This is a genomic window from Bradyrhizobium sp. McL0615 (genome assembly GCF_049993905.1).
Taxonomy (GTDB): Bacteria; Pseudomonadota; Alphaproteobacteria; order Rhizobiales; family Xanthobacteraceae; genus Bradyrhizobium.
In genome coordinates, this window is the sequence record NZ_CP188254.1 from 1,759,265 (window position 1) to 1,772,466 (window position 13,202).

The window sequence follows — 13,202 nt, forward strand, 5'->3', positions numbered from 1 at the left end:
ACGCCCGTTTTTGCAGACTTTTCGAGGGAATATGCGACGGGGGATGGGAATCCCACTCTCTCCGCCAGAGCTTTGCGCAAGCATCAGTCCGTCCAGAGCGTGCAGACGGCGAAGGTCACCTCGCCGATCCGCCAACTCAGACAGGTGTCGCGACACCAGGCCGTGATTCTAAGCGCGAATTGTCGTCGGCGTTTGTCTTCGGCGTGTAATATTGTTTCACTTTCAAGTGGTTCTTGAGGTTTTCGGGACGGTAAGTGAGCCGTTCGTAGTAGTGCTGCACACCATTTTTGGCGGCCAGCCGCTCGAGAACGGTCGAGTGCAGGATCGCTTCGTCCTGAACTTCGCGCAGACCTTCTTCCCATTTGAAGCGGCCGCCCAGATAGCCTGGCTCGCGCTCGTCGTGCTGGGGACCGAGCGGATCTGGGCGCAGCTTCAGGTAACTGTCGTCTACCTTGATGCCGAAGCCGTCGGGTGTCTTGCCGTCAGGCAGATTCCTTGCCGCATGCACCATCCATCCGAGCGAGATGTCGGAAAGACGCGCTTCGTTTTCTGGGTAGCTGCCGCCAATGTCGGAATGGTTACCGGCGAACCACACCTGCTGCAGCCAGTCCGGATATTCATCGGGACGCTCCGGGCCCCTGTTGTGTGATCCTCCCCAAGCAACCCGCGCGAAGTCGGCCCGGTTCTCGTCGATGGACATGGCGTGGCGCGCGTACCACACAGCATTGTTCAGGTGCAGGTCTTAGAATTTCATCTTCGGCGAGGCGAGGTGCAACGTCTGCCAGAACGTATAGCCGGCGAGGCCCACGGCGGACTTCAGGTGCGTGGCGACGTAACCTATTCCCGCGGCAACCGCCGCGCCTCCGGCCGCCCACAAGAAGGTCGGCAGGAACGGGAAGAGGAAAAACGACTGCGCAAAGCTTAAGGCGGCGATGCCGCCGGCGGCGCCACCCACCAACGCGGCGGAGAGGGCGTAGCTGCCCAGCGATGCGACCGTGTCGAACACCCCGATGAAGAACGGAACGGCATTGGCAGCGCCGGCGTCGTCGCTGCCATATTGCCGGCGAAAACGCGTTGCCATCGCCTCGCGTTGAGGCAGGTACTTCGTGTCCTTCGGCGAACTGACGTGCTGGTACACCTTCTTCACCGCCTCGCGTGCGATACGGGTGGTTGTACCGACATCGCGTCGCAACGGTGAGCCGTCGGCCGCAGTCGTCGGTACGCCGCACTGGCCAAGCACTGCGGCAAGGCAGCGGACCGTGTAGGCGCCTCGGCTGAACCCGAAAAGGAAGATCCGGTCGCCCGGCTCCCACATCCGGATGATGGCGGCATAGCAGTCGATGATATTGGTGGTGATGCCGAGGCCGGTCGCTTGGCTGGCCACGTTGTGCAGCCAACGATACGCGCGCGTGATGAACAGCGCGCCGCCCGGCGGCTGGGAGCCGAGGCCGGCGTCGTAGAAGGCGAGCTGTTCCCACGGGTCGATCGCTGTGTCGGGGCCGCAGCGCGTCGCCCGGTAGAGCTTGTAGATATTGGAACGGTTCTCGTCGGGACGCAGGCCGCCGGCCTGGCCGGTACCGTCGGAGAAGATCAGGATGTTTTTGGGCATGGCGTCCTCGCCGGTCAGAGTGAGTGGAAGGGAACGAACGGCTTTGCCTCTCGGTCGAAGAAGTGGCGTCGCAGTTCGGGCAGTTGTTCGCGGGCCTCGGTGAACCCGCGGTTCTTCATCTCGGCGATGCGTTCGGCGTCATCCATCGTGTAGCGGCCAGCCGGCGCGGTCTGGTCGATGCGCCAGATCGCGCGGTGGTCATGGCCGTCGCCGGTCACGATCTTGGCCGTCCCGAGCGCACTGTGCGACTGCCCTGCCATGAACAGGCGCGCGATCGAGGATGCCATCGGCAGCTTGCCCTTCCACCGCGGCGGCGCCTTCACGTCGTTGATGGTGCCGATGCTGAGGATCTTCAGCCTGTCCGCGGGCAAGTTCAGCATCCCGACCGCTTCGATCGTCGCCACGCCGATAGGGTTGTTCGCCCAGACGCCGCCATCGACGAGTTCGATCGCGTCGTCCGTCATGTGGGGCTTGAGGAACGTAGGCGCGGCCGCCGTCGCCATCGCCGCATCCAACGCGCGGACACGGTAGTCGGTCTCGAGCCGCCGGTGATGGGCCGTCTTGTAGATGTAGACGCGCTCGAGCATCGGATGCCATGCCGGAATCACCAGACGGGTGCGGCTTTCGCCGAGCCGGCGATCGCCGAGGATGTCGGCAAGGGCGTCGTGCAGGGCCTGCGACGAGTATTTGGTTCCGAACCAATGCATGGCTCCGCGCAGCCGCTGCCGAATGAAGTTGCCGATCAAGCTGTGGTGCTGGTCGAAGATCGCCGGTCCCCGTTCCTCATAGAGCTTTAGGACGTCCTTGGCCGACAGCCCGAGACCCAGGGCGATCGCGATGATGCCGCCGGTCGATGTGCCGGCGATTAAGGTCGAAGTAGGACCCGATCGGCGAACTCAGGTGATCTTCCAGCTTGGCGAGGACGGCTGCGGGAAATACGCCGCGGATCCCGCCGCCGTCGATCGACAGTATCTTGTAGGTGCGCGTCTCGTCGCTCATTCTTCGTTTCCAATCTCGCATTCGTCTGGCCGGCTGATTCCTAGCCGGCGGCGGCCTTGCCGCGTGCGGGAGGCTTCCCCCGGATGCATGCCGCCGCCCTTCCAGTCGTCCGACTCCAGCCAGTCTTCGAAGTAAAACAGCCAGAGAGAGGTCCAGGGCACGATGGTCTGGTCGAGCCGCAACCACGACTGCCATTCTCGCGTCCCCGGCAAGTAAAGGCAGAGGCGCGTGGGGTTGCGGTATATGTGGGGAAGGTCGCGATCGCCGGCGAGCAGATCGATGTCAGGGTCGTCGACGAAGACCCTTGGCGACGCGTCGCAAGCCATCTCGATCCGGATTAGGTAGTCCCGGCTCAACGGCGTTGGCGACGTGGCGTAGGCCCACGTGAAGCTGCTGGTCCGCAGGATGCCGGCGCCGGCGCTGAAGGGATTGCCCTGCAAGTTCACGTATTGCTGCGCCATCGTCAGCGCTTTCGGTCGTCCGAGCCGCACGGTGTCACGGCCTGTCGCCGAAGAAGGTATTGCCGCGAACCGGGGTCGCGCTTGCAGCGGTGCCCACGATCAGGCCCGCCGGCCGCGAGACCGCCAGGCGGTTCGTGGTGCGCGCAACGTCCACGCGTTCGGTCAGGGAATCCATGGCCTTGTTCGCCGGCGCAGTGCCGAAGATGTTGCCGAGCAGACGCCGCACCTGATCGAGACCGCGCGCGCCGGCGAGGAGCTCGACGTCGGCAACGACCTTGCCGTGCCATTCAAAGAAGGCGCTCGCCCGCTCGGGGTGCTTGTTCCACTTCTCGCAGAAGTTTTCGCCGGCAGTGGTCTGATTCCACAGGCACCACACCACGCGGCCCTCGATCGCGCTGGTCTGCAACATCTGCGGCATCCGGCGGAGCACGTCGACAATCAGGTCGAGCTCATGATCGTACTCGAAGTTGCTGACGCATGATTCGTAGGCCCGCGACGCCAGCGTGGTGACGATGATCGAGAGCGGCGCCAGCCCTTTGTCGTCGTCAATGAAATGGACGTCACGGTGGCGCTTGGCGATCTGCACGATGCGGCGCAGGATGCCCTTCAGCCGCTTCTCCTCGGGATAGGGCTCGACATGCGCGTCGGACCGGGCGCTATCGAACGCCTTGCCGAAACCCGACCGGATGCGCGGCAGGAGCGCTGCCCGCCGTTCGAACTTGGCGCGGTAGCCCTGCGGATTGGACGCCTTCCACATCTTCAGCGTCTTGTCGGGAACGAGCTCTCCACCGAGGCGACATTCCGGATTGGGGATCGAGGGCGTGATGTCGAGGTGGAATTCGTTGGCATAGTCCAGGCGCCAGCACCGCGGCATCTCAACCAGCAGCCCGGCATAGTTGCCGTTGCTGCGGAGCCGGTCGCCGATCCGCTGCTTGAGCAGCGCCGGCGAGACCGCGAGGTCGAGGTGGGGAACGTGTGCGACCAGGTCGACGTCGTGCTCGTTGGCTCCGATCGGCTTCACGGCCGTGCCGATGGCAACCGATCCCTGGAGCCGGATTGCGATCGACGCCAACAGCCAGTCATCCGACCGGGCGAGCCAGTCGCCGACACCCTGATATCGCTGCTTCGCGATGTCGCGCTGATAGGAAGACGGCTCCACGTGCTGGCAGACATCCTCGATGAGGCCGACCAGTTGCGATTGGCGCAACTGCGCCCGTTCTGCGATGTAATTCATTGTTCCAACACCGGTTTTCGACTACCTTGCGCCCGGACTCGTCTCGAAAATCGGCGCCTCTATAGAGTGATGCCCGCGAAACGGGCCTTTCGGACTCGAATATTTTTGTCCGAAACAATGCGGCGCCCGGCATAGGTAGTATGGAGCCATGGACGACGTGACTGACCCGGCCATCACGGATCCGGCGACGCCCGACGCGGAACACCTGACCTATGAGCAGGTGGTCGCGGCCGTGGACGGGCTAACGGATCTTGATCGCGCTCGGCTCGCCAAAGTTGAACAGCGGCATCTGACAGGGACCGACTTCGCAGCCGGCGACCTGGTCCAAGAAGCCGTCTGCGCCGCCATGTTCGAAGAGAAAAGGTGCCCCCACACCACGCCATTCATCGCCTTCCTCGCCCAATCCATGCGGAACGTCGCGAGCAGAAGGCGCAAGGGACTCAAGCGCCATGTGCCGATCGCTGGCGGTGCAACACAGGATGAAGCTGATGATGAGTTCGATCTCGAGGACGATACGCCTGGGGCTGAAGACCAGGTCATTCAAGCCGAACAGGAGAGGCGTGCCGCCGAGGTCTGGGCCGTGCTCGGGCCCCTTTATGCAGTCGACGACGAGGTCAGTCTGGTCTTGCTCGGCTGGGAAGAGGACATGAGGGGCAGGGAACTGCGCGAATTCGCCGGCGTGACGCAGGACCGCCTCGACTACCTCATCAAGAAAATTCGTCGGATCGCGGCCAAACACTTTCCGAAGGGATGGCAGCTATGAGCAAGGTGCCAAGCGACAGCGAGCGGTTGTCCAAGGTCAGTAAGGCGATCGACGACAGCATCCTCGACGCGTCCGAGAAGGACCTCCGGGAAGAGTTCGCTGAGGAAGGCGAAGATTTTGATAAGGCGGTCGCTCACATTGACACCGCGATAGAGCGCGCGAAGGCGCGTGTCGCGAGGATGAAGTTCGAGCGCGCCAAGAACGAGGCGAAGGCCTATCGAGAAGAGAGCAACGTGACGCCGCTGAACTTGGACAAGGCCCGCCAGCGACTGGTCGGGATGCGTAGCGGCGACCTCGCCGACAACATGATGGCGGCGAGAAAAGGCGGGAAGCTGTCCGATCGCGACGAAGCTGGCATCGTCGACGATCTTGCCCGACTTCAGGCTCTCGAAGATGAGGCCGAAGAAAAAGGCGAAGAATGACCGCAGCGCTGACACCTGCGGAACGAATGCTCCTCGATCTTGGCATTGCCGAACCAAAGGACATCGATCTAGACGCGATCGCGTGGACCCGTGGCGCCGTGGTCAACTATCGCTCTATCCACAATTGCGAGGCAACCATCGTCGGTTCGAAACGTCGTGCCGTCATCTCCGTCAACAGCCGCAGGAGTCCGGAACGCAGGCGATTTTCGCTGGCGCATGAACTAGGTCATTGGCACCACCATCGCGGTCGTGTTCTCTTCTGCGGCAAGAATGACGTCTGCAATTTCGCTAACGATGCTTTGAACCCGGAGCGGCAGGCGGACGGCTTCGCTTCCGATCTCATCCTGCCCACTTACATGGTGGACCCGCGTCTGCGGAAGATGAAGAGGCTCACGTTGGAGGCGGCGCGTGACCTCGGCAACGAGTTTTGCGCCAGCCTGACGGCAACCCTGTTCAAAATGACGCTCCTGAATCGCTTTCCGATGATGATTGTCTGCCACAACAAGACCAAGAGGCGGTGGTTCGAATCCGCGCCGATGATTCAGCCGTGGTGGAAGTGGCCGGCCAAGGCGCTGGATCGCCAAACCTTCGCTGCGGACATGCTCTTCAATGGCGCCGCCGAGCAGAACTTCCCCCGCAAGATGCCGGCGGACGCATGGTTCGACTTCAAGGGCTCCGACCGGTACGAAGTCGAAGAACAGTCGTTTTTGCTCCCAGGCGACGAGATATTGACGGTACTCAAGCTTCCGGACGCCGCTATTGCCTAATCGTTCAGCCTTGTTTGTCGCCGACGAAATTGTCCCAAAGCACAAACCCGATGCGGCGCGGCTGCTCGGTTGTTGTTTGTTTCTTCATTGCGCATAGAGAAACTGACAACTGCTTACAATGCTGTAACTTCCCGGTGAGGTCTGCCTTCGAGATCTTGACCGACGAAGATCAGCATATTCGGGTTTTGAAAGTCGACGGTTGATATCGCTACGGCATTCAGCGGCGTCGCAACGAAGTAAGCTCCGATTTCTTGTTCCTGCGTGAGTGTTTCCTCAAAACGGATGATCTGTTCGATCAGTTGCCCGTAAAGCACCTCCGCGGGGTTGTTTCGCCTGTGAGTGGCTTCGTTCAGTATTTCGAGGTGCCGCTGGGAGATTTCGAAACGAGGCATCATCTGGCATTTCCGCTTGGTGTTCGCCATTTGACGCACTTTGCGTAGATGCCGATGCGCACGACACGATTACCAACTAGCGGACCAACTATGGTGGGCAGAAATCGCGCGTGAATTGGGTCTCGATACCAAAAATGCAAGAAGCCCGCCATTTCAGCGGGCTTCTTCGATTTTAGGCCGACATCTCAGCACCACGGACCAACTATCCACGGACTAACTATGGTCGGGATATCACCCCCGCGGGTTTTCAATTTTAAGTCGAGTAGCGTGGCAACTATTAGCGTGCCTACTATGCTCGGTTTATCAACCAGTTCCATGGCATCACCTTTCAAGAGTTGACCAAAGGGATGTGGCTCTGAGACTGCTCCTGACGCCAAGGCTAGTGGCATTGCAAACATCGCGGAAGAACGGAATCCTTGGCGATGAGCACCAAGAGCCGAGAGGTAATCTGGGGCGGCCACATCATGGGTGCGGACATCCATGCCAAGGCTGCCCGTGAAACCGCGCAGAAAGCCATCCGAGAAGCGGACCGTGCCGAGGCTGAGGCGTGGTCGGTCCGAATGGAAGGCTATGGCGGGCCTGCTCAGCCCTCTCCCACCCTTGCTCAATGCCTCAATGGCGGAATGGGCTGGCTTGAGGTTGAATGCAACCGCTGCAAGACGAGGGCAAGTCTACCGCTCGATGCTATCCGCCGGCCGCCGGACACGCCGATCTGGAAGTTGGAGTCCTCACTGAAGTGCCGGTCCTGCAAGAAGGGTAGGGCGGCGCCGCCGGTGCGGATGATCAAGCTGACCGCCGCGCGCGAGATCACACCCTACAAGTGGGTTCACCCGGACGAGGAACGCTGACCCTAACGCGTTTCCGCGGGAGCCCTCCGTTAGAGCCGTCGCTGTCTCAACCCAGCGGCGGCTCTTTCATGCCTATATCTGGTCTTCCGTTCTCGTTTTTAAACCAGCGCTGATGGAAGCTTGATCCAGCTCAAGGTAATTTATCCGCTCAGAACTGAGCGTGAAGTTCGCTTTGGAATCTTGTGAGTCGGTCGATTTGCTGAGTGTCTTCGCCCGACTTGGGCTCTACTTTAGACCAACTCTGAGATCGCCGCGGGCCGCGACATGCTGGAGTACCGCGCTTATTTGATCGGCCGAGACGGGCATATCATGCATCGCGTCGAGATCCTTTGCGATGATGACGAAGCCGCCAAAGAACGGGCCCTGCTTCTTGTTGACGGCCACACCGTAGAACTATGGCAGGGCACGCGAAAGGTCGCGACCTTCCCCACCAGGCATTAGGCTGCCTCAGTCGCAGGATTTGCGTTCGGCTTCCTTGAGGGTCCGACCCCCGTCTTGACGATTACCGCAAGCAGCGCAAACGAAGCGGAACGTCGGTCGAGGCAACCAGTAAGACTTATGTTCGATGGCTACCATCGGCCACCGGCCGCACTTATGGCACGCGATTAGGATCTCCTCAGCCTTCACTTCCGCCTCCTCTCCAAAAGGGAACGGAGAGCCACGCGGCGAGTTCCTGGAATGAATTTAGGCGCCGCAGCAGGTGATGCCTTTTAGGAACGATGAAGCCGATGCGGAGTCGGTTCAGCGCTTCCGGTCGGTGCCTCCCAAAGTCTCAGACCGGAAGAAAACCTCGTTGGTTGGCGGCTCCGGTTCGACCCAGCGCTGGAGCCGTTTAACCATATGCGGATTTCGCCGCCTTACCCTGAACTAATGAAGGTCAGAACCGTCGTCTTTAGACGGAGATGGTTATGTATCCAAGCGACGATCCCCGAGAACTAGAACGCAAGATCGAACAAGCGGTCCGCATTGCTTCGAGCGTCACTGATCAAACGACAGTTCAGCGGCTAAGAGCCTTTGTTGAGGATCTAAGACAAAAGCTACGGCAAGTTCTGGATGCTAGACGCACCAAGCATGAAATCCGAGTCCGGGCCCGCGAACTTTGGGAACAAAACGGACGCCCCGCAGACCGCGACCTAGAATTCTGGCTTCAAGCCGAGGCCGAGATTCTAGCTCGCGCGTCTGGCAATTGAGGATGGCCATTGGACCGCCTTTTTTAACCGAGGCGCTCTTCTCTACGGAGCCCATCCGGCATGCTGCAACCGAATGACATCCTGCTCGCCCCTCCTGGCCGCCTCGAAAATGCCGGCTTGGCAATCACTTCATCGGCGATTTGCGGCTGGCCCGAATCGTGGTGCGCCCTGCAACCGGCGTTCCCGCCCACGCGGATGGCGAGCTAAAAAATCGACGCCAATAGCGGACGGACTGCGTTCGCTGGTCCCTCAGTCTCGTTGGTGTTTGCATGACTCGTCGGGCGCGAGCAGATGCACCAGCGAAAGAGGAACAGATGAGCGTCGAACCCGATTACCTTCGCGGTGACCGGCTGGCTGAAGAAGGCAGGAGAGAGCGGGATCGAAGTGCCTGAGTGGATTGGCCGCTTACCAGTCGCGGCAGAAAGCATGCAGCAGTGGTGGCGCGACAACCTCTCGGATCCCAAAGCCGCGACCGCCTGGCTGAAGACGGTGAATGTTGAAAATGCGTCGGAGCTCTTCAGAACACTTGGTGGGCAACTGCTACACCGTCTGTTTCTACTTTTCTTTTCGTTGTTGACGTTGTTCGTCTTGCTAAGCGATGGCGGCTCGGTCGCAAACCGCTTCCTGGAGACAAGCGACCGCCTTTTCGGAGAGGCGGGGGAGGGCCTGATTGAAAAGATGGTAGACGCCACCCGCGGCACGGTGAACGGCACGGTGTTGGTCGCGGTGGGCGAGGGATTGTGGATTGGCGTTGGCTATCTCATCGAAGGCGTGCCGAATGCGGTACTATTCACCATTTCCACGACTGCTTTCGCTGGTCGGCGGCTGGGCCCGGCTTCCCTTTCTTCTGGCTTTCGTCGGAATTTTCGGCGGTCTCGCTGTTTTCGGTCTTATAGGTTTATTCTGGGGCCGGTAATCATGGCAGCGCTGTTGACCGTGTGGCGCGATTGGGTGTTCCGACCCGCTGTGGAACAGAAGGCAGCGTAAATTGAACGAAGCCCGTCCGCCTGTCGGCGAAAATCGTAAGACGGATAGCGAAGCTAGTACGACACCATCGAGGGCAATAAGGTGCCGGTGTGGTTCGCTCCCTTGTTTCAAGCGCCTGCGCAACAGGGACCGTCCAGCCCGGCGCCCGCATGGCGTGGCGTCGCAGCAACGTTCTCCACAAGTATTGTTCCGGAGTGGGAACGCAACAGTCCTTCAATTGTTGGTGACGTTCAACAAAGGAGCAGCCTGTGGCGAAAAAACCTAAGAAGCTTGAAGACCTTTTTCATGAAACTCTGAAAGACATTTATTATGCTGAAAACAAAATTCTGAAAACTCTGCCGAAAATGGCCAAGGCCGCGCAGTCGAAAGATCTTAAAGCTGCCTTCGTCCAGCATGAGCGCGAAACCCGCGGACAGGTGAAGCGCCTTGACCGCGTCTTCAAAATCATCGGCAAGCCCGTACGCGGCAAAACCTGCGCTGCGATCAACGGCATCACGGAAGAGGGGTCCGAGATCATTAAGGACTTTAAGGGAATGCCCGCCCTTGATGCAGGACTTCTTGCTGCCGCCCAAGCAGTCGAGCACTACGAGATTTCGCGCTACGGGACGCTCGCTACGTGGGCGGACGAACTCGGTTATAGCGAGGCGGTCGACCTCCTCAAAGCTACGCTGCAGGAAGAAAAAAACACTGACAAGACCCTCACGGGCATTGCCAAATCGGTTGTCAATATCGAAGCCGAAGAGGGCGAGGAAGAAGACGCCTGATATATCAATACTCCCAGCGAGACCCCGCCTTAGGGCGGGGTCGATTCATCCTAGGAATGACTTCATTTCAAGACGCTGAGCCGTTGCTCTCCCGCCAGCCTATGGAGAGCGTCATGAGCATTTACTACTTCGATCTTCGCGACGGAAATGCATTCGCCATCGATGAAGTAGGTTTGGAATTACGCGACATATGCAGCGCGCAGGTGGTGTAGCCTGGGACGCGATGCGCGTGGACGGCGCGCAAGGCCAACAAATGATAATCGAGGTGCGCGACGCGAACGGACCGGTAATGGAAGTCAAGTTCTCGTTCGAGATCATACGCAGGCAGTAAGGCCTCTTCCGTCCGAACTGGGTCCCGGTCGGTTTCATGTAGAACTTCTAATCCGACGTCATTCGCTCGCGCTGCATCAAAACGGCGCATGCCGAACGGAGCGGACCATCTACCACTGTAAGGCGTCGTTTCATGATCCTGCAGGCCTTCTACGGTCGATCCCGCGACGAGCGTTCGGCGGCCGCCTTTTGTCGAAGAAAAAAGGAAGAATTTGGTCCGGACTTAAGACGTCTGCCGCCGCTCTTCCACCCCCTCCGCCGTTGCGGCGAAGCCACGCTCATTGCCGGTACCTTATCTCGCCGATTTCCGTTTCTGTTGCGATCAATCCAACTTTCGACGCCGGATCCGAGAGGCTGCCACCATTGGTGCACGCAGATCGGTTGGGCATACGACCAGGCGCGCGGGAACACAGTCGGCTCGGTGGGCAGAGCTCCATCGCTTTCCAAGAGATATTTTGCTGTCTCGCGGGGAGCACTCCGTTAGGCCCGCTGTAACCCGTTGAGAAACGCATCAAGATCCGGCTCAAGGATCAAGGTGCGTGTGCCGCTTTTCCTGGCCCGCAGATTGCCCTGGTCAATTTCTTCGTAGAGTTTGGTTTTTGATAGACCGATGCGCTCCATTACATCTTCCACCGAAAATGCTCGCGTCGCCAAGACAGGGCTGCGGTCCGTGTGCTGAGATTTAACCTCGCCTGGCTGAGTTGCACTGGCACCTTCCAACGTTTTGGACAACCACTGTTCAAATTCCGTACGGAACAGAAAAATAGGTTGAAGCACACCATTGACCGCGGATTCGGGGCCGGGCATTTGGGAGTCGCTATAGTCGCTGTTAATGCCAACTTGCTCCCCGGACTTTCGCCACCCCTGTCTGTTGAGTTCGAGATCGACACCCGTTCGAGTGTTGTGGATGTATGCTCGCAAATCTCCTTCGATGAGAGCCCATCGGAACAGGTTCTCGGCACGATCGGTCGCGACGACTGCGATTGGATAGGGGTCTTCACCCAGATCGTCTGGTTGCAAATGACAGGATTGTTCGTCCCATTGCTCGCAGCGATCCGAGATATCCCTCCAATTGGGTGTTATGCTTCGATAGAAGATCTCGAATGCTTCACTGAGCCGGACCCCGCCTCTCGGTACAATGTTCGGAGCTCTTTCTGGTCTGTCCATTTAGGCTATCCTCTAGCGCAGCTTGGGAGCGCCTTGCTCCACGAAATCGCGTTTCTTCTCGAATAAGACTTTTGCGTAGGTTTCTTCGATCATGCGGACGCTGGTTCCGCAATTTTCGGCGATGACGGTTAGCGGAACGTTGTTTTCTATCGCTTCCGAAATGTAGGCGTGCCTCAACGCATAGAAACAGCCTCTCGCGTCTAGGTTCGCCTTCCTGATGGCCCTCTTCATGGGGCGGACTTGATCGGATGGTTTCCACCGCGATCCGTCTTCCTTCACGAAGATGAACTCCTCGCGAGGTCGCCCGGCCGTGACGCGCGCGAGCATCTTTACAGCACTTGTCTGCAGAATGATGGGACGTGACCCTGTCTTGCCGGATACCGTGAGTATCCTGCCGTTTCGATCGAAATGCGCGACTTTGGCGCCGATCAACTCCTCGTACCGCCCGCCGGTGGCGTAGCCGCCTTCGACCAGCTTCGCGAATTTCGGATCCTCGATATTCTCGATCAGTTTCTTCGCCTGAGGCGGGGAGAATCTGACATCCCGCGGACGGGCGACGTCCTTGAAGGGTTTTACCTTGCGCCAGGCCTGATCGCTCGGGATCGCGTTCTGCTCGTCGTTCCATGCATGGTTGAGAAATGCTTTTAGCATGGTGAGTACCCGATTGGCCGAGTCCTTCGATTTCCTGATGACTTCCTTGTCGTCGGATTTTTTTACCAGCGACGCCTTCCAGCCGTCGAGTTGGGTTTTCGTGAGGTCGACCACCTTGAGCGGGCCCAAACGCGGGATGATGTGCTTGTTGACGCGCCCCTTGGTGGTATGCGCGCTGCGAGAGTTCTTTGCTTCCAAGGTAGGGAGATAATTGTCAAAAGCCTCCTGGACCGTGATCAAGCCGGGCGCGGAGCCGCTGGCGGGCTTTCCCAGTTCCCTGACCTTGTCGACCGCCTGCCAGTAGCTCAACACGGTCTCGCCATCGGCCTCGATGTAGTCGTCAGCAATGCCGATGGCCTTCGTATGCATGCCTCCGCTGCCGTCGGCCCTCCGGAAGACCCAGGTCCCGGCGGTCTTGTTACGGCGGTATCCCAAGGACAATCCCTGGCCGACGGAGACGAACCGCGGCTTCTTGCTCTGTTCGAGCTTGAGGCGCGCATTACGGGAGTCCAGCGCGGCGTTCTTCAGGCGTCTGACCATGCAGCTTCAGCTCCATAACAGTTGTTGGGCAATTTACTCCGGTGTCCAGCAAGTGTCCAGTTGACGTGCATTTTCGCT

18 protein-coding genes are annotated in these 13,202 nt (G+C 59.4%); 9 read left to right on the top strand and 9 right to left on the bottom strand.

Features of this window, described 5'->3' with window-relative positions; translation table 11 throughout:
- Positions 1-136 precede the first annotated feature (136 nt).
- The 6 genes from ACPPVP_RS08375 to ACPPVP_RS08400 are packed head-to-tail and all read right to left on the bottom strand — an operon-like array spanning position 137 to position 4,303.
- Positions 137-700, bottom strand: coding sequence for a phospholipase effector Tle1 domain-containing protein (locus tag ACPPVP_RS08375; RefSeq protein ID WP_426533045.1), 564 nt, complete (start codon positions 698-700; stop codon positions 137-139).
- 42 nt (positions 701-742) lie between these two features.
- Positions 743-1,609 (bottom strand): phospholipase effector Tle1 domain-containing protein, encoded by an 867-nt coding sequence (locus ACPPVP_RS08380; RefSeq protein WP_426533047.1) that lies wholly within the window; start codon positions 1,607-1,609, stop codon positions 743-745.
- Between the two features lie 14 nt (positions 1,610-1,623).
- Positions 1,624-2,475, bottom strand: a complete 852-nt coding sequence (locus tag ACPPVP_RS08385; RefSeq protein WP_426537740.1) for a patatin-like phospholipase family protein — start codon at positions 2,473-2,475, stop codon at positions 1,624-1,626.
- Positions 2,393-2,608 carry a hypothetical protein gene (locus ACPPVP_RS08390; protein ID WP_426533049.1) on the bottom strand — a complete coding sequence of 72 codons (216 nt, stop codon included), beginning with the start codon at positions 2,606-2,608 and terminating at the stop codon, positions 2,393-2,395. Before ACPPVP_RS08390 ends, ACPPVP_RS08385 begins: the two co-directional genes overlap by 83 nt.
- Complete coding sequence (locus tag ACPPVP_RS08395; protein ID WP_426533051.1) at positions 2,605-3,069, bottom strand: hypothetical protein; 465 nt, start codon at positions 3,067-3,069, stop codon at positions 2,605-2,607. Before ACPPVP_RS08395 ends, ACPPVP_RS08390 begins: the two co-directional genes overlap by 4 nt.
- A gap of 34 nt (positions 3,070-3,103) precedes the next feature.
- Positions 3,104-4,303 (bottom strand): nucleotidyltransferase domain-containing protein, encoded by a 1,200-nt coding sequence (locus ACPPVP_RS08400; protein ID WP_426533053.1) that lies wholly within the window; start codon positions 4,301-4,303, stop codon positions 3,104-3,106.
- A gap of 148 nt (positions 4,304-4,451) precedes the next feature.
- Here ACPPVP_RS08400 and ACPPVP_RS08405 point away from each other — a divergent pair, with 148 nt between their 5' ends.
- Genes ACPPVP_RS08405 through ACPPVP_RS08415 form a run of 3 tightly spaced genes read left to right on the top strand, consistent with a single transcriptional unit; the run spans position 4,452 to position 6,255 of the window.
- Positions 4,452-5,066, top strand: coding sequence for a hypothetical protein (locus ACPPVP_RS08405; protein WP_426533055.1), 615 nt, complete (start codon positions 4,452-4,454; stop codon positions 5,064-5,066).
- Positions 5,063-5,488: a hypothetical protein gene (locus tag ACPPVP_RS08410; RefSeq protein ID WP_426533057.1), complete on the top strand. Its 426-nt coding sequence runs from the start codon at positions 5,063-5,065 to the stop codon at positions 5,486-5,488. The genes ACPPVP_RS08405 and ACPPVP_RS08410 overlap by 4 nt, the downstream gene beginning before the upstream one ends.
- Positions 5,485-6,255 carry an ImmA/IrrE family metallo-endopeptidase gene (locus ACPPVP_RS08415; RefSeq protein WP_426533059.1) on the top strand — a complete coding sequence of 257 codons (771 nt, stop codon included), beginning with the start codon at positions 5,485-5,487 and terminating at the stop codon, positions 6,253-6,255. Before ACPPVP_RS08410 ends, ACPPVP_RS08415 begins: the two co-directional genes overlap by 4 nt.
- Positions 6,256-6,368: 113 nt before the next feature.
- On the opposite strand, the gene ACPPVP_RS08420 is transcribed toward ACPPVP_RS08415, so the two are convergent.
- Positions 6,369-6,677, bottom strand: coding sequence for a hypothetical protein (locus tag ACPPVP_RS08420; protein ID WP_426533061.1), 309 nt, complete (start codon positions 6,675-6,677; stop codon positions 6,369-6,371).
- A gap of 392 nt (positions 6,678-7,069) precedes the next feature.
- On the opposite strand from ACPPVP_RS08420, the gene ACPPVP_RS08425 reads away from it, so the two are divergent.
- The 6 genes from ACPPVP_RS08425 to ACPPVP_RS08450 all read left to right on the top strand — a co-directional run bounded on the left by ACPPVP_RS08425 (position 7,070) and on the right by ACPPVP_RS08450 (position 10,648).
- Positions 7,070-7,495, top strand: a complete 426-nt coding sequence (locus ACPPVP_RS08425; RefSeq protein WP_426533063.1) for a hypothetical protein — start codon at positions 7,070-7,072, stop codon at positions 7,493-7,495.
- 264 nt (positions 7,496-7,759) lie between these two features.
- Positions 7,760-7,936 (top strand): hypothetical protein, encoded by a 177-nt coding sequence (locus ACPPVP_RS08430; protein ID WP_426533065.1) that lies wholly within the window; start codon positions 7,760-7,762, stop codon positions 7,934-7,936.
- 467 nt (positions 7,937-8,403) lie between these two features.
- Positions 8,404-8,685 (top strand): DUF2934 domain-containing protein, encoded by a 282-nt coding sequence (locus ACPPVP_RS08435; RefSeq protein WP_426533067.1) that lies wholly within the window; start codon positions 8,404-8,406, stop codon positions 8,683-8,685.
- Between the two features lie 342 nt (positions 8,686-9,027).
- A complete protein-coding gene (locus ACPPVP_RS08440) occupies positions 9,028-9,672 on the top strand; it encodes an AI-2E family transporter (protein ID WP_426533069.1) in 645 nt (214 codons plus the stop codon).
- A 248-nt stretch (positions 9,673-9,920) separates the two neighbouring features.
- Positions 9,921-10,436 carry a ferritin-like domain-containing protein gene (locus tag ACPPVP_RS08445; RefSeq protein ID WP_426533071.1) on the top strand — a complete coding sequence of 172 codons (516 nt, stop codon included), beginning with the start codon at positions 9,921-9,923 and terminating at the stop codon, positions 10,434-10,436.
- 113 nt (positions 10,437-10,549) lie between these two features.
- Complete coding sequence (locus ACPPVP_RS08450) at positions 10,550-10,648, top strand: DUF6894 family protein (protein ID WP_426533073.1); 99 nt, start codon at positions 10,550-10,552, stop codon at positions 10,646-10,648.
- Positions 10,649-11,246: 598 nt separating this feature from the next.
- Here the strand turns inward: ACPPVP_RS08450 and ACPPVP_RS08455 are convergent.
- Positions 11,247-11,933 carry a helix-turn-helix domain-containing protein gene (locus tag ACPPVP_RS08455; protein ID WP_426533075.1) on the bottom strand — a complete coding sequence of 229 codons (687 nt, stop codon included), beginning with the start codon at positions 11,931-11,933 and terminating at the stop codon, positions 11,247-11,249.
- Positions 11,934-11,945: 12 nt separating this feature from the next.
- Positions 11,946-13,124 (bottom strand): tyrosine-type recombinase/integrase, encoded by a 1,179-nt coding sequence (locus tag ACPPVP_RS08460; protein ID WP_426533077.1) that lies wholly within the window; start codon positions 13,122-13,124, stop codon positions 11,946-11,948.
- Positions 13,125-13,202 lie beyond the last annotated feature (78 nt).

Coding starts and splice junctions, on each gene's coding strand:
- ACPPVP_RS08420 (WP_426533061.1), bottom strand. CDS start 6,677: ATGGCGAACACCAAGCGGAAATGCCAGATGATGCCTCGTTTCGAAATC.
- ACPPVP_RS08425 (WP_426533063.1), top strand. CDS start 7,070: ATGAGCACCAAGAGCCGAGAGGTAATCTGGGGCGGCCACATCATGGGT.
- ACPPVP_RS08405 (WP_426533055.1), top strand. CDS start 4,452: ATGGACGACGTGACTGACCCGGCCATCACGGATCCGGCGACGCCCGAC.
- ACPPVP_RS08455 (WP_426533075.1), bottom strand. CDS start 11,933: ATGGACAGACCAGAAAGAGCTCCGAACATTGTACCGAGAGGCGGGGTC.
- ACPPVP_RS08430 (WP_426533065.1), top strand. CDS start 7,760: ATGCTGGAGTACCGCGCTTATTTGATCGGCCGAGACGGGCATATCATG.
- ACPPVP_RS08400 (WP_426533053.1), bottom strand. CDS start 4,303: ATGAATTACATCGCAGAACGGGCGCAGTTGCGCCAATCGCAACTGGTC.
- ACPPVP_RS08380 (WP_426533047.1), bottom strand. CDS start 1,609: ATGCCCAAAAACATCCTGATCTTCTCCGACGGTACCGGCCAGGCCGGC.
- ACPPVP_RS08375 (WP_426533045.1), bottom strand. CDS start 700: ATGTCCATCGACGAGAACCGGGCCGACTTCGCGCGGGTTGCTTGGGGA.
- ACPPVP_RS08390 (WP_426533049.1), bottom strand. CDS start 2,608: ATGAGCGACGAGACGCGCACCTACAAGATACTGTCGATCGACGGCGGC.
- ACPPVP_RS08435 (WP_426533067.1), top strand. CDS start 8,404: ATGTATCCAAGCGACGATCCCCGAGAACTAGAACGCAAGATCGAACAA.
- ACPPVP_RS08395 (WP_426533051.1), bottom strand. CDS start 3,069: ATGGCGCAGCAATACGTGAACTTGCAGGGCAATCCCTTCAGCGCCGGC.
- ACPPVP_RS08415 (WP_426533059.1), top strand. CDS start 5,485: ATGACCGCAGCGCTGACACCTGCGGAACGAATGCTCCTCGATCTTGGC.
- ACPPVP_RS08460 (WP_426533077.1), bottom strand. CDS start 13,124: ATGGTCAGACGCCTGAAGAACGCCGCGCTGGACTCCCGTAATGCGCGC.
- ACPPVP_RS08410 (WP_426533057.1), top strand. CDS start 5,063: ATGAGCAAGGTGCCAAGCGACAGCGAGCGGTTGTCCAAGGTCAGTAAG.
- ACPPVP_RS08450 (WP_426533073.1), top strand. CDS start 10,550: ATGAGCATTTACTACTTCGATCTTCGCGACGGAAATGCATTCGCCATC.